Origin of the sequence: Kocuria sp. (assembly GCF_030538595.1) — a bacterium.
Classification (GTDB): domain Bacteria; phylum Actinomycetota; class Actinomycetes; order Actinomycetales; family Micrococcaceae; genus Kocuria.
In genome coordinates this window covers 1-22,459 of sequence record NZ_JAUNTS010000019.1, presented here as the reverse complement: position 1 = coordinate 22,459, position 22,459 = coordinate 1, and the positions used below count along the sequence as shown (strand labels likewise).

At 63.6% G+C, this 22,459-nt stretch carries 18 protein-coding genes; 10 read left to right on the top strand and 8 right to left on the bottom strand.

All coding sequences use genetic code 11. From position 1 onward, the window contains the following. Window positions 1–136: 136 nt before the first annotated feature. Window positions 137–4,345: an ATP-dependent RNA helicase HrpA gene (gene hrpA, locus Q4G32_RS13250; RefSeq protein ID WP_303352119.1), complete on the top strand. Its 4,209-nt coding sequence runs from the start codon at window positions 137–139 to the stop codon at window positions 4,343–4,345. An 83-nt stretch (window positions 4,346–4,428) separates the two neighbouring features. Here hrpA and Q4G32_RS13245 read toward each other — a convergent pair whose 3' ends face one another. Both Q4G32_RS13245 and Q4G32_RS13240 read right to left on the bottom strand, forming a co-directional pair. Further along, window positions 4,429–4,857 carry an HIT family protein gene (locus tag Q4G32_RS13245; protein ID WP_303352118.1) on the bottom strand — a complete coding sequence of 143 codons (429 nt, stop codon included), beginning with the start codon at window positions 4,855–4,857 and terminating at the stop codon, window positions 4,429–4,431. Between the two features lie 63 nt (window positions 4,858–4,920). Further along, window positions 4,921–5,595 carry an MBL fold metallo-hydrolase gene (locus tag Q4G32_RS13240; RefSeq protein ID WP_303352117.1) on the bottom strand — a complete coding sequence of 225 codons (675 nt, stop codon included), beginning with the start codon at window positions 5,593–5,595 and terminating at the stop codon, window positions 4,921–4,923. A gap of 189 nt (window positions 5,596–5,784) precedes the next feature. Between Q4G32_RS13240 and Q4G32_RS13235 the strand changes: the two genes are divergently transcribed. Continuing rightward, complete coding sequence (locus Q4G32_RS13235; protein ID WP_303352116.1) at window positions 5,785–6,234, top strand: Fur family transcriptional regulator; 450 nt, start codon at window positions 5,785–5,787, stop codon at window positions 6,232–6,234. Further along, a complete protein-coding gene (locus Q4G32_RS13230) occupies window positions 6,231–7,199 on the top strand; it encodes a diacylglycerol/lipid kinase family protein (protein WP_303352115.1) in 969 nt (322 codons plus the stop codon). Before Q4G32_RS13235 ends, Q4G32_RS13230 begins: the two co-directional genes overlap by 4 nt. Here Q4G32_RS13230 and Q4G32_RS13225 read toward each other — a convergent pair. From Q4G32_RS13225 to Q4G32_RS13210, 4 genes are all read right to left on the bottom strand, one after another. After that, a complete protein-coding gene (locus Q4G32_RS13225) occupies window positions 7,145–8,074 on the bottom strand; it encodes a metal ABC transporter permease (RefSeq protein WP_303352114.1) in 930 nt (309 codons plus the stop codon). The genes Q4G32_RS13230 and Q4G32_RS13225 overlap by 55 nt on opposite strands. Then, window positions 8,071–8,889 carry a metal ABC transporter ATP-binding protein gene (locus Q4G32_RS13220; protein WP_303352113.1) on the bottom strand — a complete coding sequence of 273 codons (819 nt, stop codon included), beginning with the start codon at window positions 8,887–8,889 and terminating at the stop codon, window positions 8,071–8,073. Before Q4G32_RS13220 ends, Q4G32_RS13225 begins: the two co-directional genes overlap by 4 nt. After that, a complete protein-coding gene (locus tag Q4G32_RS13215) occupies window positions 8,886–9,998 on the bottom strand; it encodes a metal ABC transporter solute-binding protein, Zn/Mn family (protein WP_303352111.1) in 1,113 nt (370 codons plus the stop codon). Before Q4G32_RS13215 ends, Q4G32_RS13220 begins: the two co-directional genes overlap by 4 nt. A 107-nt stretch (window positions 9,999–10,105) precedes the next feature. Further along, the gene (locus tag Q4G32_RS13210; protein WP_303352109.1) at window positions 10,106–11,674 is read right to left on the bottom strand and encodes a GuaB1 family IMP dehydrogenase-related protein; all 1,569 of its coding nucleotides are present in this window, start codon (window positions 11,672–11,674) and stop codon (window positions 10,106–10,108) included. 300 nt (window positions 11,675–11,974) lie between these two features. Here Q4G32_RS13210 and Q4G32_RS13205 point away from each other — a divergent pair, with 300 nt between their 5' ends. From Q4G32_RS13205 to Q4G32_RS14050, 3 genes are all read left to right on the top strand, one after another. Continuing rightward, entirely contained in the window at window positions 11,975–15,850 is a 3,876-nt protein-coding gene (locus Q4G32_RS13205) for a multifunctional oxoglutarate decarboxylase/oxoglutarate dehydrogenase thiamine pyrophosphate-binding subunit/dihydrolipoyllysine-residue succinyltransferase subunit (protein WP_303352107.1), read from the top strand. 143 nt (window positions 15,851–15,993) lie between these two features. Beyond that, window positions 15,994–16,593, top strand: coding sequence for a DUF459 domain-containing protein (locus Q4G32_RS13200; protein WP_303352105.1), 600 nt, complete (start codon window positions 15,994–15,996; stop codon window positions 16,591–16,593). 150 nt (window positions 16,594–16,743) lie between these two features. Next, complete coding sequence (locus Q4G32_RS14050; protein ID WP_012359748.1) at window positions 16,744–16,818, top strand: 50S ribosomal protein bL37; 75 nt, start codon at window positions 16,744–16,746, stop codon at window positions 16,816–16,818. A 119-nt stretch (window positions 16,819–16,937) separates the two neighbouring features. On the opposite strand, the gene rsrA is transcribed toward Q4G32_RS14050, so the two are convergent. Continuing rightward, window positions 16,938–17,237 carry a mycothiol system anti-sigma-R factor gene (gene rsrA / locus Q4G32_RS13195; RefSeq protein WP_303352104.1) on the bottom strand — a complete coding sequence of 100 codons (300 nt, stop codon included), beginning with the start codon at window positions 17,235–17,237 and terminating at the stop codon, window positions 16,938–16,940. A gap of 9 nt (window positions 17,238–17,246) precedes the next feature. Beyond that, on the bottom strand, window positions 17,247–18,032 hold the full coding sequence (locus Q4G32_RS13190) for a sigma-70 family RNA polymerase sigma factor (RefSeq protein ID WP_303352155.1): 786 nt from the start codon (window positions 18,030–18,032) through the stop codon (window positions 17,247–17,249). A gap of 406 nt (window positions 18,033–18,438) precedes the next feature. Between Q4G32_RS13190 and Q4G32_RS13185 the strand changes: the two genes are divergently transcribed. From Q4G32_RS13185 to hisN, 4 genes are all read left to right on the top strand, one after another. After that, on the top strand, window positions 18,439–18,996 hold the full coding sequence (locus Q4G32_RS13185) for a DoxX family membrane protein (protein ID WP_303352103.1): 558 nt from the start codon (window positions 18,439–18,441) through the stop codon (window positions 18,994–18,996). A gap of 42 nt (window positions 18,997–19,038) precedes the next feature. Next, window positions 19,039–20,448 (top strand): 3-phosphoshikimate 1-carboxyvinyltransferase, encoded by a 1,410-nt coding sequence (gene aroA, locus Q4G32_RS13180; protein ID WP_441327514.1) that lies wholly within the window; start codon window positions 19,039–19,041, stop codon window positions 20,446–20,448. Further along, window positions 20,445–21,557: a ribosome small subunit-dependent GTPase A gene (rsgA, locus tag Q4G32_RS13175; protein WP_303352101.1), complete on the top strand. Its 1,113-nt coding sequence runs from the start codon at window positions 20,445–20,447 to the stop codon at window positions 21,555–21,557. Before aroA ends, rsgA begins: the two co-directional genes overlap by 4 nt. Before the next feature lie 78 nt (window positions 21,558–21,635). Next, entirely contained in the window at window positions 21,636–22,427 is a 792-nt protein-coding gene (hisN, locus tag Q4G32_RS13170; protein WP_303352100.1) for a histidinol-phosphatase, read from the top strand. Window positions 22,428–22,459 lie beyond the last annotated feature (32 nt).

Here is a 22,459-nt window from a genome sequence, read left to right as displayed (position 1 = left end):
GTTGGAGGCACGATTCTACGGGTCGCACCACAGCCGGAAGCAGCACGCCTGGAGGGCTGGCCTGCCAGCACGCCCAGCGCTGAACCTGCGTCCGCACGGATTACACAGCACGGCGGTTTCGTAGACTGGGCCGGTCATGACCAGCGCGCACAACACCGCCAGCCCCACCCCCACCATTGTCTACCCCTCCCAGCTCCCCGTCTCCGCCCGGCGGGAGGACATTCAGGCTGCCATTCGGGATCACCAGGTGGTGGTGATCGCCGGTGAAACGGGCTCCGGCAAGACCACTCAGATTCCCAAAATGTGCTTGGAGATGGGTCTGGCCGAGCACGGAATGATCGGGCACACCCAACCGCGCCGCATTGCGGCCCGCTCCGTGGCGGAGCGCATTGCAGAGGAACTGGGAGAAAAGATCGGGCAGACGGTCGGCTACCAGGTCCGATTCACCTCAGAGGTTGGTGCGGATTCCAAGATCAAACTGATGACCGACGGCATTCTGCTGGCCGAAATCCAGCACGACCGTCTGCTCAAGAAGTACTCCACGATCATCGTGGACGAGGCTCACGAGCGCTCCCTGAACATTGATTTTCTGCTGGGGTACCTCAAGAACATCCTGCCGCAGCGCCCGGATCTCAAAGTCATCATCACCTCGGCCACCATTGACCCGGAACGCTTTGCGGCCCACTTCAACCAGGGGTTGCCGGCCGGAGCCGATCCGCAGGACACCCCCGAGCCCGCGCCGATCATCGAGGTCTCCGGGCGCACCTACCCCGTGGAGATCCGTTACCGGCCACTGACCGCGGAATCCGTGACCTTTGCCGACGACCAGGATTACGACGACGACTCCCCCGCTCACCACCGGCCGTCCCGTGAAAACTCCCAGGAGGAAGATCGGGACCCCATCGACGGTGTCCTGGACGCCGTGGACGAGCTCAGCAAGGAATCCCCCGGCGACATCCTGGTGTTCTTTGCCGGGGAACGGGAGATCAGAGATGCGCAGGAGGCTCTGGAGGCCCTGATCGCCAAACGCCCCAAGCTGGCGGGCACCCAGATTCTTCCCCTGTTCGGACGCCTCAGCATGGCCGAACAGCATAGGGTGTTTTCCCCGTCCCGCGCCGGTCAACGCCGGATGGTGCTGGCCACCAATGTGGCAGAAACCTCTCTGACCGTGCCGGGCATCAAGTACGTGATTGACACCGGAACCGCCCGCATCTCCCGGTACTCCACGCGCACCAAAGTCCAGCGGTTGCCCATAGAGCGCATTTCCCAGGCTTCCGCCAATCAGCGTTCGGGGCGATGCGGGCGAGTCTCGGATGGCATCTGCATTCGGCTGTACTCCCAGGATGATTTCCAGGCCCGCCCGGAGTTCACCGATCCGGAGATCCTGCGTACCAACCTGGCCTCCGTGATTTTGCAGATGACCGCTTCCGGGGTGGTGCACAGCCCGGAAGAGGTCATGCAGTTCCCGTTCGTTCAGCCCCCGGAGTCGCGCGCGGTCAAGGACGGTGTTGCCCTGCTGCGCGAACTGGGGGCGCTCACCTCCGGGTCCACCTCGCAATCCACCACCCATGCTCAGCCTCACCGAGGTTCCCGGAAGCGAGGGCGGGGAGGGGCGTCGTCGTCGCCGTTGACCTCCATCGGTCGATCACTGGCTGCGCTGCCCGTGGACCCCAGGCTGGGACGGATGATCGTTGAAGGTCAGCGGCGTGGCTGCGCGCGGGAAGTCATGGTCTTGGCCGCAGCTCTGACCGTGCAGGACCCCCGCGAGCGCCCCTTGGAGAAACGTCAGGTTGCAGATGAGTTCCACGCCCGCTTCAAGGAGCAGACCTCCGACTTCCTGGGATACCTGCTGCTGTGGCAGTACCTGCAGGAACAGCAAAAGGAGCTCTCCGGTTCGGCGTTCCGCCGTATGTGCAAGCGGGAGTACCTGAACTACCTGCGGATCCGTGAGTGGCAGGACCTTTACACCCAATTGCGTCAAATGGGGCAGTCGGTGGACATCAAGGTGGGTTCCTCCCGCCAGATCGACCCTGCGTCTTCCTCGGAGGCGGTGCACAAGTCGCTGCTGACCGGGTTGTTGAGCAACATTGGCGTGCGCCAGGAAAAGACCCGTGACTACCAGGGCGCCCGGGGAACCCGGTTCGCCATTTTCCCGGGCTCGGATCTGTTCAAGAAGCGCCCGGATTACGTGGTGGCTGCCGAATTGGTGGAGACCTCCCGGCTGTGGGCGCGCACCAACGCCGCCATTGACCCGGCCTGGGTGGAAGAAGTGGCCGGTGATCTGCTCAAACGCAGTTACGCCGAACCGCACTGGTCCCGGTCCCGGGGTGCAGTCATGGCCAAGGAGCGTGTGACGCTCTACGGCGTTCCGCTGGTGGTGGACCGCCCGGTGGGCTATTGGCGGGTGGACCCGGTGGTGGCCCGTGAGCTGTTCATCCGCCACGCCCTGGTGGAAGGGGATTGGCAGACCCGGCACCGCTTTGTGGCACGCAACAGGGCCAAAGTGGCCGAGATTGAAGAGCTGGAAAATCGGCTGCGGCGCAAGGACTTGCGCGCCGATGACCAAGCTCTGTTCGAGTTTTTTGACGCCCGCATTCCGGCAGAGGTGGTCTCCCAACGCCACTTCGACTCGTGGTGGAAGAAGGCCCGGCAGCGCAATGAACGCCTGCTGGATTTTGACCCTGACCACCTCCTGGATTCAGACACCCAGGACTGGGACGACGCCGCTTTCCCCCGCCAATGGAGGCAACCCACCGACGGCGGTGAGCTCAGTCTGGATCTGGAGTACACCTTTGCCCCCGGTACCGCACCGGGCGGCACGGCACACAGTCGTCAGGCCGCACAGCGCTCCGCTCATCCGGCCGATGGTGTGACGGTTCGGGTACCGGTGCTGTTCCTCAACCAGTTGAACCCCGAGCCCTTCACCTGGCAGATCCCCGGTCTACGCACCGAGTTGGTCACGGCTCTGATCAAATCCCTGCCCAAAGCCCAGCGCAAGAACGTGGTGCCGGCCCCTGACGTTGCGCGCCAGGCGGTGGCGATTCTTGACGATCAGGCCGACCCTTCCCGGGACAGCGTGGAGACGGCGCTGGAGCGCGCACTGCGGCAGGTGCGTTCCGTGATCATCGAACCCGGGTCATGGGACTGGAGCAAGGTGCCCGAACATTTGCGCATGCACTTCCAGGTCCGCGACGCTCAGAACAAAATTCTGGGAGAAGGTGATGACCTGGCACTGCTGCAAATTCAACTGCGCGACGACGTCCGCCGCGCCCTGGCCCAGTCCTTGGGCACCACGGGCCAAGCCTTGGCGAAGGTTGCGGGTGGCCCAAACTCCCCCGCTGCCGTGGCGCACAAGAGCCGCACCGGCGAGCGCCCTGCAGGCGGTGCCACACCCGATGGACGCAGGGCCGGCCCCAAGCCCACCGGAAACACCACGAGTCACACCGACCCGGTGCTGGAACGCAGCGGTCTGACGGACTGGCCGGCACCGGATCTGCCACGTCAGGTGGACACCACGGTGTCCGGTCAACGCATCATCGGCTGGCCCGCACTCGATGCCGCGGCCGATCCCGCGGGGGCAACACCCACTGCGGATGTCCGGGTGTTCACAAATGCTCAGGACCAACAAGCCGCACAGCGACGGGGCACCATGGCCCTGTTGCGCGGCCGGTTGCCATCCACGCACCGTTACATCTCTGACCACCTGGCCAACCGGGAAAAGATCGTCTTCACCCAGAATCCGCACGGTTCCGTGGACGTCTTGATCCAGGACTGCACCCTGGCCGCCGTGGACAAGCTGGTGCCGCAGCAGCCACCGTGGACTCGCCCGGAATACGATCAAGTTTTTGATCAGGTGCGTGCAGATCTCATTGACACCGTATTTGTGGTCACTTCACTGGTGGCCCAAGTACTGGCTGATGCCAACACCGTCCGCAAACTCATCAAGAAACCTGGGTCCATGGCTGCGGTGAACGCCTTTGCCGATCTACGCGACCAACTGGAGCGACTGGTCAGCCCGGACTTTGTGACCCGTACCGGATGGGTCAACTTGCAGCACCTCCCACGGTATGTGAAAGCCATGCAGGTACGCGTGGACAAGCTGGTGGGTACCGCAGCCATCCAGCGCGATTCCACCCACATGCTGGAAGTCCAGGCCCTTGAAGATGAGCTGGACGCGGCGGTGGCCGCGGTCCCGCACGGCCTGCCCGTACCAGAGACACTGCGCCAGATCGAATGGGACATCCAAGAACTGCGGGTCTCTTTCTTTGCACAGGAGCTTGGAACCTCCCGCACGGTCTCCTCCAAACGCATCCGCAAAGCGCTACGCGAAGCCACCCAGAAGTGACTCCCGGCTGATCCTAGAGACTTGGGCATGGCGAATGCGTTTTCTTCCGAGGCAAAACGCACTTGCCATGCCCAAGTTGCGGCTCACGCCTGCGGCACGTGCCGCTCATTGCCATCGGCGATCAAGGCCTGACGAATGCGCTGGGCGGAATCCTCCATGACGGCGTCGTCCGGGTTCTGGTCCACATTGGCAAAGTCGAACTCCTCGATGGAGTTGGTGGGCCACACGTGGATATGGCAGTGCGGGACTTCAAAGCCCTGGATCATTTGTCCCACCCTTTTGGGCTGGAACACCGCAGCCTGTGCCTTCCCAATGGTCTGGGAGACCTTCATCAGATGGGCCGCCAACTCCGAATCCAGATCCAGCCAGTGGTCCACCTCAACTCTGGGCACCACCAAGGCGTGACCTTGGGACAGGGGTGCAATGGAGAGGAACACCACGCAGTGTTCGTCCTTCCACAGAAACCGGCCCGGGATCTGGCCGTCAATGATCTTGGTGAAAATGGTGCTCATGGGTGCTCCTTTACGAACTTCTCAAGCCTGATCCTGAACTTCTCAAGCCTCAATCTGAACTTCTCAGACCTCAACAGTGGTGCCCGGCTCCAGGTGGATGTACTCCGTGCCATATTTTCCGGCAAAGTTCTTGACCTGCTTTTCCACAATGCCCAGTCCGTTCTGGGAGAGCAAGGCATCGTGGATCTGGTAGGCCGTGGGCGCCCCCACGGCAATCAGGAAGTCGATCACCTCTGACATCTTGGACCACGGTGCGTGCAGCGGGACCAGCACCGTGGTCGGTGAAATCCCGTGGGGCACCACAAAGGAGTCACCGGGGTGAAACAGTTTGCCCTCCAGGAGATAGCCCACATTGTCCACGGTGCGGACCAGCGGGTGGATCAGTGCGTGCTGACCCCCGAACGTCTGGACCCGCACACCGTTCAGATCGAGCTGGGAGTCGGGTTCGACGTCGTGAATGCGCTCCTTGCCCTCAGAGTCATAGGCGGCCTCCCCCAGGGTTTCGCGCAGGTCTTGGGCCACGCTGGCCGGGGCCCACACGTGGGTGTCCGGCTGGGAACGCAGTTGCTCCGGAACTCTCTGCGGGTCCAGGTGATCGGGGTGAGTGTGGGTGATCAGCACGTGCTCCGCCCCGTCCATGGCTGTCTCCACCTCGGAGAAGTTTCCGGGGTCCATCACGATCACCGTGTCCTGGGAGACCACCCGAACACATGAGTGGGTGAACTTGGTCAGCTGCACGCGGTTCTCCTGCCGGTTGTGAGTCTTCAGCCCAACGCGGACCCGGTGTGCCCCGCCGTCGGCTTGCATTACTGTCCACCCTACCGAGCCCGGGCCCGCCAGGTGGCCGATTGCCGATACCCTGGGGAGGTCTCAGCCCGGCGCCTGCCGGGTGTGCTCAAGTCCGCCACAGTTTCAGGAGTGACGTCCGTGAGTTCCGCAGGATCCCCCGCAGATCAGGCCCCCACGTCGGGGCCCCGAGCTGAGGTCCGCAACACCAAACAGCGGCGCGCCGTCCGTGCCGCACTGCGCTCGCAGGCGGATTTTGTGACCACCCAGGAGTTGTACGCCCGCCTGCAGGAAAGCGGTCAAAAGGTTTCCCTGGCCACCACGTACCGGGTGTTGCAGTCCATGGCTGAGGTCGGAGAGGTGGACACCCTGCGCAATGACGACGGCGAGGCCATCTACCGTCAGTGCGAGGCCGAACATCACCACCACCATCTTGTCTGCCGGCGCTGCGGCGCCACCGTTGAATTGGAAGCTCCCACCGTGGAGGCCTGGGCGGAGCAGACCGCCAGCGCGTATGGCTACTCAGAACTGGAGCACACCATTGAAATCGTGGGGCTGTGCCCACGGTGCCGGCAGGAGACGCAGGGATGACCACCGGCGGCACCGTGGTCCTGGTGGGCCACTTCAGTGCCCGGCGCGGCCGGGTCAAACGGGCCGCTGAGGCCGCAGCCGCCGTCTTCCAGGCCAACGGCCACCCCACCGTGCTGCTCTCCACGGACTCCCCGGATCATGGCTCCAGCGATCCCAACGGATGGGGTGCCTCCCTGCGCCGCCACCTGGCCGCCCATCACGCTCCGGCTCCGGCTGCGGTGGTGGCCGTGGGCGGGGACGGAACGGCACACGTGGTCCTCAACGTGCTGCTGCAGCACCGCGAGCGCCACCACCAGTCCATTCCTTTCGGGTTGATCGCCAGCGGTTCCGGCAATGACCTGGCCCGCCACTGGGACAGCCCACAAGATGATCCCGAACGCAGTGCCGGGCGGGTCCTACGGCGTCTGGACAACGGCCCCATCTTGATGGACGTGGGCCAGGTGGATTTTGAGGACGGCTCCACCGCCTGGTTTGCCACCGCCCTGTGCGCCGGGATTGACGCCGCCGTGAATCAACGCGCCAACCGGTACCGCTGGCCGCGTGGCTCCGCCAAGTACATTGTGGCGCTGGCCGTTGAACTGCTCCGGCACCGCGCTCAGGACTACAGTCTGGAGATCACCGAACCCGGTTCCCCCGGCCCCACCCACCGTGGGCTACAGGCCCTGATGGTCAACGTGGCCAACTCGTCGTCGATCGGTGGTGGGCTGGGCATAGTGCCCTGGGCAGACGCCACGGACGCCGCCCTGGAGCTGTTTGTGGTGGCCCCCCTGACGCGGTTGCGGTTCCTCCGCCTGTTCCCCTCCATCTACACCGGGGCTCACGTGCGTTTGAAGGCCGTGGCCATCCAGCCGGTCACCCGGGTCAGGATTCGCGGCCGGCACGTGGTTTTTGCCGATGGAGAGCCGCTGGGTCAGCTTCCCGCCACGGTCACCGTGCGTCCCGCTGCACTGCCCGTGGTGTTGTGATCTGCGGACTCACCCTGAGCCGTGTGCCCTCCATGTGAGCGACGACGACGACGCAAGATCCAGGACACCACCCAGATGAGGAAAGAAATGGTGGTCACGTACGGACTGATCGGCAGCGCTCCGCCCAGTGCCAGCAAAATCCCGCCCACCATGGCCGTCTCTGCGAATATCACCGACAGCAGCACAATCTTCACGGGTGAGGCGCTGAAGTTCATGGCTGCCGCCGCCGGGGAAATCAGCAACGCCAGCACCAACAGCGCGCCGATGATCTGCACGGACAGCGCAACGGCCACGCCCAGCAGGAGCATGAACACCAGGGACAAGGTCCGGACCGGAAGTCCGCGGGCCTGGGCCACAAACGGGGCCGTACTGGCAAAACTCAGGGGACGCCATATGACCAGCAGCCCGGCAATGACCACGGCGGACAGCACCGCCATGGACACCAGCTGGACGTCATTGACGGAGACAATCTGCCCGGTCAACAGGGCAAACCGGTTGGAACTGCGCCCCTGGTAGAGCGCCAACGCCAGAATGCCCACGCCCAGGCCGAAGGGCATGAGCACACCCACCACGGAATTGGACTCCCGGGACTGGGCACCCACCATCCCGATGATCACGGAAGCAATGATGGAGCCCATCAGTGAGCCCGTCACAATGTCCGCCCCGATCAACAGGGCAATGGCTCCGCCTGCAAAGGAGAGTTCGGCAATGCCGTGGACGGAGAAAGCCATGTCCCGCATCATCACGAACGTTCCGATCAAGCCTCCCACCAGACCGATCAGGGCCCCCGCCCAGATCGAGTTCTGCAGCAGGACCAGTAGATCTCCGTAACGCTCGAACACGAAAACTTCTCCCAGGATGGTCTGCCAGCTCATCTGGTCACCTCCTCCGGAGTGGCGGGTGGGTGGCAATGGTCCACGATCTCGGCACCCACCACCATCACGCGCCCTGCCACGGTCATGACCTCCACGCGTGCCCCGTACAGCTCCGAGAGGACGTCGGAGCGCAAGACCTCAGCGGGTGTCCCCACGCGGAACGATCCGTTGGCCAGGTAGAGCACCCGGTCGACGTCGTCGATGATCGGGTTCACGTCATGGGTCACGAACAACACCGCGGCCCCGGTGCGATCCCGTTGCTCGGCCACCAGCTGCGCCAGTTGCGACTGGCGGTGCAGGTCCAGGGAGAGCAGGGCTTCATCAAAGAGCAACAGGCTGGGGTCCGTGGCCAAAGCCTGGGCCACCCGCAATCGCTGCTGTTCACCACCTGAGAGCTGTCCGATGGGTGCGTCCGCGTAGTCCAGGGCTCCAACACGTTCCAACAGCTGATCCACACGCCGGTGATGCGCCCGGCGGCCCAGAATGCGCGGGCCCCACCGGTGCCCGTCAACCCCCAAACCCACCAGGTCCCGACCGCGCAACGGCGTGCGGTCGTCAAAAGCTCGCTGCTGCGGTACGTAACCGATGGCGGGTGAACCTCGGCGCACCGGCGCACCCGCCACCTGAACTGTCCCGGCGCTCAGGGATTGCAGGCCCAACAACACTTTCAGCAGGGAGGTTTTGCCCGTTCCGTTTCCGCCGAGCACCGCCACGTACTCCCCGGGTTCGATCTGGAGGTTCAGCCCGGACCACAGTGTGCGGTGCCCAAAGGCCAGTTTGGCGTCGTGGAAGGACGCTGCCGGTTGAGCGCTCAATGGTCGTGGCTTTCGGTCGTGTGTCCCAACCCCTCAATGCTCTGCACATCTTGGATGTTCTGCTCCATCCACTGCACATAACTCTGCCCGTCCGGCAGCGTTTCTGAGACTGCCAGAACCGGAACATCGGCCCGTTCGGCCACCGTGCGCAGATCTTGGCTTTGGCCCGTGGAGGTCTGTTCGTTGTACACCAGAAGAGCGGTATCGGATTCCAAGAGACTGCGCACTTGGTCGTACACCAGCGGTGCTGCGTCCGTGCCGTCTTCCACAGCCACCGTGAAGGCCGTGGGGGTCACGTTGTGCAAGCCGGCGGCTTCCAGCAAGTAGTCCGCCACGGGCTCGGTGGCCACGTAGTCACCTTCCAACTTCAGCTCAGCCACTTGCTGACGCAGTTGGTCCGTTTCCCGGGTGAACTCCCCGGCATTGTCGGTGAACAGCTGGGCGCGGTTGGCATCCATCGAACCCAGTTCATGGGCCACAGCCTCTCCCACTTTGCCCATGGTGGCGGGGTCGTACCACACGTGCTCATTGAATGACCCGTGATCGTGGCCGTCATGGCTGTCTTGACCGCTGTCATCATCTGCTGCGGTGGCGGCACCGGAAGCATCGTGGGAATGGTCATGGTCAGAGTCCGCGCTGTCCGCGCCATCCAATCCGGAGACATCCACTGCGTTCACCACCGGTACATCTGTCTCAGCAGCCAATTCCTCCATGAAGGCGTCATAGCCGCCGCCGTTGAGGACGATCAGGTCAGCATCCTGAACTGTGAGCCGGTCCTGCGGTGTGGCTTCATAGGAATGGGGGTCTTGCGCGGGTGAATCAATCACGGCCTTCACCGTGATGCCCTCACCACCGGCACTGTCGGCATCGTTGACAATCTGCTCCACAACATCCGCGTACACGGAGGTGGAGGTCACCACGGTGAGTACGCCGTCGTCCTCGTGGCCGGAACCCCCCGAACATCCAGCAAGGGCAAGTGCCCCCACTCCCATCAGGGCCACCGGCAAGGTGACTCTCCCTGCCAGACCCACACGACGACGCCCGCCACCTGGCCGGCGTACACCCGCAGTCCTGCGGGCGGGGAGGATTCGAGCAACGCGTGAACTCACAGCGATCCGATCTAAGCGGCGGGGCCGCGGAAGCTCAAGAACTGGATTTGTTCTTGATAATGATTTTCATGTGCGTTGGGAGCCTAGCAGAGCATCGAGCCAAAATCTCAGGCCCAACTCTCCCCGCGAGCGCGACCTTCCTCATATCCGGAGCTGTTCTGCACGCCCACCACGGCGCGATCCGCGAATTGGCGGGTGTTGGTGGCCCCCGCGTAGGTCATGGAGCTGCGCACCCCGGCCGTGATGTGGTCGATCAGGTCCTCCACACCGGGGCGTCGGGGGTCCAGGTACATCTTGGAGCTGGAGATGCCCTCCTCAAAGATTGCCTTGCGGGCCCGCTCAAAGGCTTCCTGCCCCTGGGTTCGATTGAGCACAGCTCGGGTGGAGGCCATGCCAAAGCTCTCCTTGTAATACCTGCCGTTGGCGTCTTGATTCAGCTCCCCCGGGCCTTCCCACGTGCCCGCAAACCAAGACCCGATCATGACCTGGCTGGCTCCCGCGGCCAGCGCCAAGGCCACGTCACGGGGGTACTTCACTCCGCCGTCGGCCCACACGTGGGCACCCAGCTCAGCCGCAGCGGCAGCGCATTCGAGCACTGCGGAGAATTGCGGACGCCCCACAGCCGTCATCATGCGGGTGGTGCACATTGCCCCCGGCCCCACACCCACTTTGATCACATCTGCCCCGGCATCCACCAGGTCCCGTACGCCGTCGGCAGTCACCACATTGCCGGCCACGATGGGATGGTGGGGTGCCACCTCCCTGACGGTGGACAGGGCCTCAAACATTTTGCGCTGATGCCCGTGTGCGGTGTCCACCACCAGCACATCCACACCGGCGTCGATCAGCTGCTGAGTCTTGCCCGCCACATCACCATTGATGCCGACCGCAGCCCCCACTTTGAGAGCACCATGGGCATCCAGATTGGGGACGTAAATGGTGGATCGGACAGCACCTTGACGGCTGATCACACCCACCACGCGCTCACCGTCAACCACCGGGGCCACATGCACGCGGGCGCGTTCCATGCGCATGCTGGCCTGAGCCATGGCGTGGCGCAACTCAGCCAACTGTGCCTGTCCAGCCGATTGAGCCTGTCCAGCCGGTGAGTACGCCTGGTCGTCCCGGCTGACTGCTGCCTGCGCAGCTGAGTCTGAAGCTGGACCTGAAGCGGGGGCAAAGTGCAGTTCCTCCGTGGTGAACACGGGAACCTCCGGGCGCATCACCACGTGCAGCTGTGTGAAGCGGTCCACTTCACGGCAGTCGCTGTCCAGGACCAGCCCTTGGAAAACACCGTCCGCATCCGTGACCACCACAGATGCGTGAGCATGTCTGCGCATTTTGGCCAGGGCATCATGCACCGTGTCCGTGGGCCGCATGGAACGCACCGATTCGTAATGCGGTGAACGGCTCTTGACCCAAGCGGTCTCCCGCGCCACCACGTCAGCTGGAATGTCCTGCGGGAGCACGCCCAGCCCCCCGCGGCGAGCCATGGTTTCCACCATGCGCTTACCCGTCACCGCAGTCATGTTGGCGGCCACCAGCGGCGTGGTGGACCCGGTGGGGTCACCGGTCTGCAGATCCACGTCAAACCGACTGGTGATCCTGGAGGAGGAGGGAACCAGGAAGACGTCGTTGTAGGTCAGATCAGTCACGGGGGTGTTGAGAAAACGCACGCCGCCCATTTTAGAGGGCTTGCCCATCTGCTCGTGGCGTTCGCAACGGGCCGTTGGCGTGGCAGGCCGAGCTGCGGTGCGACGTCGTACTGATTCCAGGCAAGCTGCGGAGCAAGTCCGGCCGGAACCTAGACGAACCGCCGCCGTGCACCTGTTGGCCGTCTGTTGCCCTGAACACTAGACTGACCCGGAGTGCGACCATGCGCTGACCGCTGGGGGCAAATTTTTCCGCGGCAGACCCTGGGGCGCAGTGACCAATGACGGTCACCGGATCACGACGAGAGAATGAGGCGTAGGCACGTGCCGAGCACACCACGAGACCTGATCCCCGAAGAATTTGCGGGCAACGAATGGCTCGTCGAGGACCTTTACAAAAGGTACCGAGCTGACAAGAACACGGTGGACAAGGACTGGTGGTCCATTTTCGAGGCCATGGATGAGGCTGATTCCACGGGCTCAGCAGCAGACTCCGCCCCCTCCACCGGAACCAAGACCGCCAAACCCCAGGCGGCAGATTCCGACGGCGGAGCCGCCAAGGAGCAGCGATCCGTAGCGGATGCAGGTGCCCCCTCCCAAACCACGCGCCGCACAGATGAGGCCACCACGGCCAAGCCGGGGCCGCCCAAGGAAGCTCAGCAGGCAGCACGTGCGGAATCCCCAGCAGCAAACCAGCGCAACACTGCAGCCAAGACCGACGCTCAGCAGAAGAAGGGTGCCGTGGACAGCGCAACCTCAGGATCCATCACGTCAGCATCCACCGCGCGCGATGCCAAGGATGAGGGCCAAGCCCAGGACCAGGTTGTCAAGCTGCGCGGCCCCGCCAAGGCCGTGGCTGCCAACATGGATGCCTCCCTGACCGTGCCCACGGCCACCACCGTCCGTGCGGTACCGGCCAAGTTGCTGATCGACAACCGCATTGTGATCAACTCCCACTTGGCCCGTAACCGCGGTGGCAAGGTTTCGTTCACGCATTTGATCGGCTATGCCGTGGTCAAGGCGCTCAAGAACTTCCCCTCCATGAACGTGACCTATGACGTTCAGGACGGCAAGCCCGTGGCCATTCACCCGGCCCACGTCAACTTTGGTCTGGCCATTGACCTGCCCAACAAGGATGGCTCCCGCAACCTGGTGGTGCCCAACATCAAGGGTGCCGAGGAACTGAATTTCCGCGAGTTCTGGGACGGTTATGAGGACATGGTCAAGCGCGCCCGCAAGGGCGAACTGACCATGGAGGATTACGCCGGAACCACCGTGTCCCTGACCAACCCCGGTGGCATCGGCACGGTCCACTCGGTCCCGCGCTTGTCCAAGGGCCAGGCTGCAATCATCGGTGTGGGTGCCCTGGACTACCCGGCGGAATATCGCGGCTCCTCCCCCCGCACGCTGTCCCACAACGCCATCTCCAAGATCATCACCTTGACCTCCACCTACGATCACCGCGTGATCCAGGGCGCTGGCTCCGGTGAGTTCCTGAAGCTGGTGGAGTCCTATCTCCTGGGCGATGACTTCTGGGATGAGATTTTCCAGGGTTTGAAGGTGCCCTACGAACCCGTGCGCTGGGCCCTGGACAACCAGGTCAACCCGGAGACCGAGGTCAACAAGGTGGCCCGGATCCAGCAGTTGATCCACGCCTACCGGGTGCGCGGCCACATGATGGCGGACATGAACCCCGTGGGTTACACCATGCGCACCCACCCGGACCTTGACATCCGCACCTACGGGCTCTCCCTGTGGGATTTGGACCGGGAATGGCCCACCGGTGGATTCGGTGGCGCTCCGCGGCTGACTCTACGCACCATCCTGGGGTTGCTGCGTGACGCCTACTGCCGCACCGTGGGTGTGGAGTACATGCACCTGGACACCCCCGCTGAACGCGAATGGTTCCAGAACGAACTGGAAAAGGGCTACACCAAGCCCTCCCGGGATGAGCAGTTCCGCATTCTGAGCCGCCTGAATGCTGCGGAAGCATTTGAGACCTTCCTGCAAACCAAGTACGTGGGCCAAAAGCGGTTCTCCCTGGAAGGCGGGGAATCGCTGATTCCGCTGCTGGATGCGGTGATCTCAGATGCTGCGGATGACAACCTGGCCGGTGTGGTGATCGGCATGGCCCACCGCGGGCGTCTGAACGTGCTGACCAACATTGCCGGTAAGTCCTACGCCCAGGTTTTCCGGGAGTTTGAAGGTAGCCAAGACCCACGCGGTGCCGAAGGCTCCGGTGACGTCAAGTACCACCTGGGCACGGAAGGTACCTTCACCTCAGATTCCGGCAACCAGACCCAGGTTTACCTGGGCGCCAACCCCTCCCACTTGGAAGCAGTGGATCCCGTGATCGAGGGCGTGGCCCGCGCCAAGACCGACGTCCTGGGTGCCGGCCCCGAAGGTGACGGCACCTACCCGGTGCTGCCCATTCAGGTACACGGCGACGCCGCCATGGCCGGTCAGGGCATTGTGTTTGAAGTCATGCAAATGTCTCAGCTGCCGGCCTACAAAACTGGCGGCACCGTGCACGTGGTGGTCAACAACCAGATTGGCTTCACCACAGCGCCGGAGGCCGGCCGTTCCTCCACGTACGCAACGGACGTTGCCCGCACCATTCAAGCCCCGATCTTCCACGTCAACGCCGATGACCCGGAAGCTGTGACCCACGTGGGGCAGCTGGCTTTTGCTTACCGTCAGCGGTTCAACAAGGACGTGGTGATCGACCTGGTGTGCTACCGCCGGCGCGGTCACAATGAGGGCGATGACCCCTCCATGACCCAGCCGTTGATGTACCACACCATTGAGCAGAAGCGCTCCACCCGTAAGGTCTACACCGCCAACCTGGTTGGCCGTGGTGACATCAGCCAGGAAGAGGCGGATCGCGCGCTCAAGGACTACCAGGAACGGCTGGAACGGGTGTTCACGGAAACCCATGAGGCCCAAACCTCAGACGTTCCGCTGGTCACCGGAGATGCGGCTGCCATCTCCAACATTGAACGTCCCTCCGCCCAGCAGACCGACTCCGGGATTTCGGTGCCCCGCTCCACGGGCATCTCCGCGGACAAGGCTCGGCGCATCGGTGAGGCCCACACGGACGTACCCGAAGGCTTCACCGTGCACCGCAAGCTCACCAAGCTGCTGGAACGCCGCGCCAAGATGACCGTGGATGGCGGCGTGGACTGGGGCATGGGCGAAATCATGGCTTTCGCCTCCCTCATGATGGAGGGCATCCCCGTCCGCATGACGGGACAGGATGTCCGCCGCGGTACCTTCACTCAGCGCCACGCAGTGTTCTTTGACAATGTCAACGGTGATGAGTGGACCCCGCTGAATCATCTGATGGACGATCAAGCTCCGCTGGCCATCTACAACTCCCTGCTCTCCGAATACGGTGTGCTGGGCTTTGAATACGGCTACTCCGTGGAACGCCCGGATGCTCTGACCGTGTGGGAAGCGCAGTTTGGTGACTTCATCAACGGCGCGCAGACCATTGTGGACGAGTTCGTCTCCTCTGCTGAGCAGAAATGGGGCCAGCGGTCCTCCCTGGTCATGCTGCTACCGCACGGTTATGAAGGACAGGGACCGGATCACTCCTCCGCCCGCATTGAGCGTTTCCTGACGCTGTGCGCGGAGAAGAACATGATTGTGGCCCAGCCCTCCACCCCGGCCAACCACTTCCACCTGCTGCGCCGTCAGGCCTACTCCCGCCCGCGCAAGCCGCTGATCGTGGCCTCCCCCAAGCAGCTGTTGCGCCTCAAGGCAGCCGCCTCCCCCATCGAGGACTTCACCTCCGGCACCTTCCGCCCGGTGATTGAGGATCAGGCAGGTTTGGACCCCAAGGCGGTCACCGACGTCGTCCTGGTATCGGGTCGGTTGTATTACGACCTTGCCGCCGAGCGCGCCAAGCGGGAGGACAAGACCACGGCGATCATCCGCGTGGAACAGCTCTACCCGCTCCCGCTGGAGGAGATCAAAGCTGAGGTGGCCCGTTACCCGGAGGCCAATGTTGAGTGGGCGCAGGACGAGCCCGCCAACCAGGGAGCGTGGCCGTTCATGGCCGTCAACCTGGCCCCCGAACTGGAGCGCCGCATCCGGTTGATCTCCCGCCCGGCCTCAGCCTCCCCGGCCAATGGCTCCGCCAAACGGCATGCGCTGGAGAACGAAACTCTCCTGGAAGAGTTGTTCGACAACCGCTGACCGCGCTGAGATCACACGGCGCCGCGCACTGACCGGTGCGCGGCGCCGTGTACCGTTGCACCCAGGACTGCGGCCACCGCACGCCGTGGTTGTCTCTCCCCCGTCACGCACCCCACTTCACAAGAGATCAGAGAAGGAAAGCTGTGGATCAACGCAGGATCAGAATTGTTGCCGTTGGTGACGAACTGTTGGCCGGAACGGGCGACCCCCGCGCCCTGGGCTGGTACGGCCGCGTCCTGGCCCGGACCCCGCACGACGTCGTTCCCATCTCCTCCTACGTTCTGGCTGCACCAGGTGAAGGCAGCGAAACCCTGAACGAACGCTGGTTTGCAGAAGCCGCCCGCCGTCTCTCCAGCGGAGCGGACAACCGCGTGGTGATTGCCCCGTCCACCGCGGATGTTGACCTGGGTATCACCACCGCACGGTCGCGGCTGAACATGGCCAACATTGTGGACACGGCTTCCCAGAACAACATCAAGGTCCTGGTGGTTGGCCCCCCACCCACCCTGGATGCAGACCGCAACCGCAAGATCGCCGATCTTTCGGCGGCCTATGCCGATGTGGTGACCCGCCGTAACCACATCTACGTGGACACTTTCAATCCCCTGCAGCATCACGAACAGTGGCGCAAGGACCTGTCCGCCAATGATGGCCAACCCGGCCAGGCCGGATACGGCCTGATCGCGTGGTTGGTACTGCACCGCGGTTGGTACTCCTGGTTGGACCTGCCCGAACCCCAGTGAGCCCGGCGGCCGAGTGAGGCCAGCGGCCACGGTTGCGCCCGTGGTGGGCCGCGTGGCAGTTGTGAGACAATGATCGGCAGTGCCTCGGCTGCGGTGAAACCCGAACCAGCCGAAGTGTCATTCACGATCCACGGTACACAGGAGGTTCGCATGAGCAAGCGCGGACGTAAGCGTAAGGATCGCCGCAAGAACAAGGCGAACCACGGCAAGCGGCCCAACGCCTGAGACATCACGCACGGCGTGTTGCCCTCAGACTGATGGGACATGCACATGGCCACATTCCGTAACGGAATGTGGCCATGTGCATTCCGAGGATCAGTCCCCGGCTTCAGACTTTGGACAGCTCAGCGTGGCGCGGGTGCCTCACCGCACTCCTGCTGGATGCGCTCCATGATGGCTGAACGCAGTGTCTCCGGGGCCGTTTCGCTACAGGAACGCTTGACCACGGTGCGAATGACTTGCTCCAACTCACTTTCATGCGTGCAGTCCTCGCAGGTTTCCAGGTGCGCCGCAATCTTTTTGATGTCCTCCACCGTGAGGGCACCGTCTAGGTACTGGTAGATGCGCTCCACCTGCTCGCCGCTGCAACCACATGGGGTGTTGGCGGCGGGTTCGGTCTCCGTGTGTGTGGCGTGATCTGTCATGCCGGGTCCTTACGCTTGCTTCTCAGAGGTGTCTGCGGCGCTGCCTGCCGAGTGATTTGCGGGGCTCTCCCCCGCTGCAGCCGTGGCAGCGGCCTTGGCGTCCGTGGTGGCGCCCTGTGTGGTTGAGGTCTTTCGCCGCCCGGTTCCCGTGGTGTCAATTCCACGGTCGACGGCGTAGTCGGCCAGTTTTTCGCGCAGCAGCTTTCGGCCGCGGTGCAACCGAGACATCACCGTGCCAATGGGCGTGGCCATGATTTCGGCAATCTCCTTGTAGGCAAAGCCTTCAACATCGGAGAGATAGATGGCCAGGCGGAACTCCTCCGGGAGTTCCTGGAGGGCACGTTTGACGTCTGAATCCGGCAGGTGGTCCAGCGCCTCCACTTCGGCCGAGCGCAATCCCGTGGAGGAATGCTGTTCGGCGCGGTGCAGTTGCCAGTCTTCCACCGTGTCCGTGTTGGACTGCTGTGGTTCCCGCTGACGCTTCCGGTACAGGTTGATGTACGTGTTGGTCAGAATGCGGTACAGCCAGGCCTTGAGATTGGTGCCCGGGCGGTACTGGTGGTAGGAGGAAAATGCCTTGGTGTAGGCCTCCTGCACCAGGTCTTCGGCATCGGCTGGATTGCGCGCCATGCGCAGTGCAGCCGCATAGAGCTGGTCAACGTAGACCATGGCCTCGCGTTCAAAACGCACAGCGCGTTGCGCCGGGGTCTCATTGGCCACGTCCACGAACACCTCGGCATCCGAATCCGCGGTCTGCTCGGGCAAAGTCTCACGTGTGGCGTCGTCGTCGTTCATCGTGTTCAAGTCTAGGCCCAGGTCCGCCTCCGCATCCTGATCCGGGATCAGCTGTGCTGCGGGTATCCGTTCCAGCACCTCCACGGCCACCCACCTCCCGCCTTACGTTGCTGATGTGGTGATGTGCTGCGCTCTGGGTGTCAGGCAGCTGGTCATCACGGTTACTGTGTGGCGCAACAGAGTAGAGGCCACGAATGTTCCGCACCGGAAGAGGATGGCGGAGAAAATCAGTTCACTGAGGGCAACGTTGATACCCCGCACGGCGGTGGTGCGCAGTTCACCTGGTAGCGCTTGGTTCACCTGGTTAGGATGGGACAGGCCAGTAAGCCGGACCACACATTGTGCGCTGAACAGTTTGTACGTGAGTCCGTCTTCACCGGCCCTCACATACGTCTAGGAGGACTTCATGAGCATCGTTCGCCGTATCGCCCGTCCGCTGCTGGCCACCGGCTACATTGTCAACGGCATCGACAGCTTTCGTAATTCATCAACTGCGGCCGAACACCTGGACCCGGCGCTGAAGACCGTACGCCGCGCTGTGCCGCAAGCTGCTCCCGCGCTGCAGAACTCCGCTCTGGTGGCCCAGGGCTTGGCCGCCGCGCAGGTGGGTGCCGCAGCCCTGTTCGCACTGGGCAAGGCTCCCCGCCTGGCCTCCACCGTGCTGATTTCCACCACGGCGGTGAACGCTTACCTGGACTTCCGGGCTTCGGACAACGGCACCAAGGAACAGCGTGCCGCCCGCCGCAACTCCGGGTTGAAGAACATCTCCCTGGTGGGTGCCACCATGCTGGCCGCCGTGGACACGGATGGCAGCCCCTCCCTGATGTGGCGCGCTGAGCACTTTGTCAACGATGTCCAGAAGCAGGCCGAGGATCTGGGCAAGGACGCCTCCAAGCGCTGGGAGAAAGCTCAGAAGACGGCTGCCAAGAAAGCCAAGAAGGCACAGAAGTCAGTTGCTTCCTGACCTGACCCCACCACCGATCACCAGCCCTGAATTGGAGTTTTTGTGACTCACCCGGTTGCCGGGCAACCGCAGGCAACGGAGCCGACCACAGATCATTCCCTGTGGTCGGCTCCGTTTGTAGGTTCCGCCCCCGTTCATGCTTCTCTGACCGTTCCCGGTTCCAAGTCTTTGACCAACCGTTGGCTGGTTCTGGCCGCGCTGGCGGATGGTCCGTGCAGGCTACGCGCCCCGTTGCACTCGCGTGACAGCCAGCTCATGATCCAGGCACTGCGGCAGCTGGGGGCCACGATCACTGAGGTGGACGGGGATTCGCCATTCGGCCCGGACCTGGTGATCACACCCATTCCGCGCCCGTTCGCTGCGGCCGATCACCTGCGGGAAGTGGACTGCGGTTTGGCTGGAACGGTCATGCGGTTTGTCCCACCGTTGGCTGCCTTGATTCCAGGTGCCACCCGTTTTGACGGTGACCCACATGCCCGCAAGCGCCCCATGGGCCCCGTGGTGGAAGCCCTGCGCGCGCTGGGAATCACCGTTGAAGAAGACAGCCCCGGCGGTGCCCCCGCCCTGCCGTTCACGGTGCATGGACCGGAGGCAGATTCCGGGGTGCCTGGCGGGCAACTGGTTGTGGACGCCACGCAGTCTTCGCAGTTCGTCACCGCCATGCTGCTGGTGAGTTCACAATTCCGTGACGGTCTGACGTTGGTCCATGAATCTCCAGCTGGTGGCACTGTTCCCTCCATGCCGCATGTGGAGATGACCGTGGAAACCTTGCGTCACGTGGGAGTCACGGTGGATGACTCGGTACCGGCGCGCTGGGTGGTCGCCCCCGGACCCATTCGAGGTTTTGATGTCCGGGTGGAACAAGATCTTTCCAATGCGGGTCCGTTCCTGGCGGCGGCGGTGGTGACCGGCGGTGAGGTCTCCATTGCCCATTGGCCGCAGCACACCACACAGGGCGGTGCCCACTGGCGGGAGATTCTGCCGCAGTTCGGCGCCACCGTGGAGCTCACGGAGGGCACCTTCACCGTGCGCGGCCCGCGGGAGATCAACGGCGTGGACCTGGACCTTTCTCTGGCCGGGGAGCTGGCACCCACCGTGGCCGGCATCTGTGCCTTGGCCACCTCACCGTCCCGACTCCGCGGAATTGCCCACCTGCGTGGCCATGAAACGGACCGCTTGGCCGCTCTGACAGCGGAGATCAACCGGTTGGGTGGCAATGCGGCTGAGACGGATGACGGTCTGATCATCAATCCCGCACCCCTGCACGCAGGCACCTTCTTCTCCTACGACGACCACCGCATGGCCACCGCCGGAGCCGTGATCGGCTTGGTGGTGGAGGGGGTTCAGGTGGAGAACGTGGAAACCACCGCCAAGACACTGCCACAGTTCCCCGCCATGTGGCAGGAGTTGGTCAGCGATTCATCCACTGATCCTTCCGGCGGGGCCGCATGAGCAGACGCACGTCCGTGGACTACGACTGGGACGAATCTGATGTCCGGGTCCGCGCCAACAAAAAGGGCTCCCGGCCCCGCACCAAGGAACGTCCGGATTACGACGACGCCCTGACGGGCCGTGTGGTCACCGTGGATCGCGGGCGATACACCGCTGTGGTGGCTGAGGACACGGCGGAGGAACGTCTGGTCACTGCGGTCAGAGCCAAAGCTCTGCGGCGCACCCCGATTGTGGCCGGAGACCTGGTGAGCCTGGTGGGTGACACCTCCGGCGCCCCAGATGCCCTGGCGCGTCTGGTGCTGGTACAGGATCGCGCCACGGTGCTGCGCCGCAGCGCGGATGACACCGATCCCGTGGAACGCGTGGTGGTGGCCAACGCGGATCAGCTGGTGATCGTGGTGGCAGCAGCTGATCCCGAACCGCGCACCGGGTTCATCGACCGCTCCCTAGCTGCCGCCTATGACTCCGGCATCACCCCCCTCCTGTGCATCACCAAAACGGATCTCAAAGACCCCACGTGGTTGATGGAGCACTATCGGGAATTGGATCTGACCATTCTGACCTCCGCGGGGCAGCCTTCGGAGGCAGCTGTCACCGATGACTCGTTGCCACTGGACACGGCCTTGGTGGAGAACCTGCGCAGCCATCTGGATGGCAAGGTCTCCACCATGCTGGGCCATTCCGGGGTCGGAAAGTCCACACTGGTCAATGCCCTGACTGGGGCGGACCGGGCCACAGGTGGGGTCAATGCGGTCACGGGAAGGGGACGGCATACGTCGTCGTCGGCTCTGGCGCTGCGGGTTCCGGACACCGGACCGGGCACGTGGATCATTGACACCCCGGGCGTGCGGTCCTTTGGGCTGGCCCATGTGGACCCGGACCGGATTGTGGAGTCCTTTGACGAACTCGGGGAGGCCATTGCCGACTGTCCCAAGGGCTGCACACACCTGGCTGATGCTCCCGGCTGTGCGCTGGATGCTTGGGTGGCTGCCGGACACGCAGGCCCCGCCGGGGCTGCCAGATTGGAATCACTGCGCCGCCTGCTGGGGTCGGGGCGGGATGAAGAACAGTCCCAAAAACACTTGGGCAGCTCAGCCCCCTCCCACTGATCTGACCAGATCCATCAATGGGACGTGAGCCTGACGCAAATGGCTACTGGTCAAGCCCCATCGACTAGCCTGGAGTCCATGCGATCTCCCAGCACTTACACGGATGACATGCGCCTGGCTCACGTCTTGGCGGATGCCGTTGATGCCTTGACCATGCGGCGCTTCAAGGCCCAGGACCTGCAGGTGGAGACCAAACCCGATCTCACTCCGGTCACAGACGCAGACCGTGAAGCTGAGCAGATCATCCGCGCGCAGCTGGCCCGAGCCCGGAACCGGGACAGCGTGGTGGGTGAAGAATTCGGCACCACGGGTGGCGGTTCCCGCCAGTGGGTGATAGATCCGATCGACGGCACCAAGAACTTTGTCCGCGGGGTGCCCGTGTGGGCCACGCTGATCGCTCTGATCGACAACGGTCAGCCCTCAGTTGGCCTGGTTTCCGCACCAGCTCTCTACCGCCGCTGGTGGGCGGCCAGCGGCTCCGGGGCGTGGACCGGACGATCACTGGCCAAGGCTGAGCAAATCCGGGTGTCCCAGGTGGATCGTCTGTCCGATGCCTCCCTGTCCTATTCCTCCCTGTCCGGCTGGAAGGACTTGGGGCTGCGGGAAGGGTTCCTGGATCTCACGGACCAGGTGTGGCGCACCCGCGCCTATGGAGACTTCTGGTCCTACTGTCTGCTGGCAGAAGGTGCTGTGGACATTGCCGCTGAGCCTGAACTGAACTTGCATGACATGGCCGCGCTGGTGCCCATCGTGGAGGAAGCAGGCGGTCGCTTCACCGCGCTGGACGGTGCGCCGGGTCCCTTCGGCGGAAATGCTGCGGCCACCAATGGACTGCTGCACGAACAAGTCCTGGACCTCATCGGCACCTGATCGGCACACACAGACAACGACGGCGCCCCACC

Coding starts and splice junctions, on each gene's coding strand:
- hrpA (WP_303352119.1), top strand. CDS start 137: ATGACCAGCGCGCACAACACCGCCAGCCCCACCCCCACCATTGTCTAC.
- Q4G32_RS13245 (WP_303352118.1), bottom strand. CDS start 4,857: ATGAGCACCATTTTCACCAAGATCATTGACGGCCAGATCCCGGGCCGG.
- Q4G32_RS13230 (WP_303352115.1), top strand. CDS start 6,231: ATGACCACCGGCGGCACCGTGGTCCTGGTGGGCCACTTCAGTGCCCGG.
- Q4G32_RS13225 (WP_303352114.1), bottom strand. CDS start 8,074: ATGAGCTGGCAGACCATCCTGGGAGAAGTTTTCGTGTTCGAGCGTTAC.
- rsrA (WP_303352104.1), bottom strand. CDS start 17,237: ATGACAGATCACGCCACACACACGGAGACCGAACCCGCCGCCAACACC.
- Q4G32_RS13190 (WP_303352155.1), bottom strand. CDS start 18,032: ATGAACGACGACGACGCCACACGTGAGACTTTGCCCGAGCAGACCGCG.
- Q4G32_RS13185 (WP_303352103.1), top strand. CDS start 18,439: ATGAGCATCGTTCGCCGTATCGCCCGTCCGCTGCTGGCCACCGGCTAC.
- rsgA (WP_303352101.1), top strand. CDS start 20,445: ATGAGCAGACGCACGTCCGTGGACTACGACTGGGACGAATCTGATGTC.
- hisN (WP_303352100.1), top strand. CDS start 21,636: ATGCGATCTCCCAGCACTTACACGGATGACATGCGCCTGGCTCACGTC.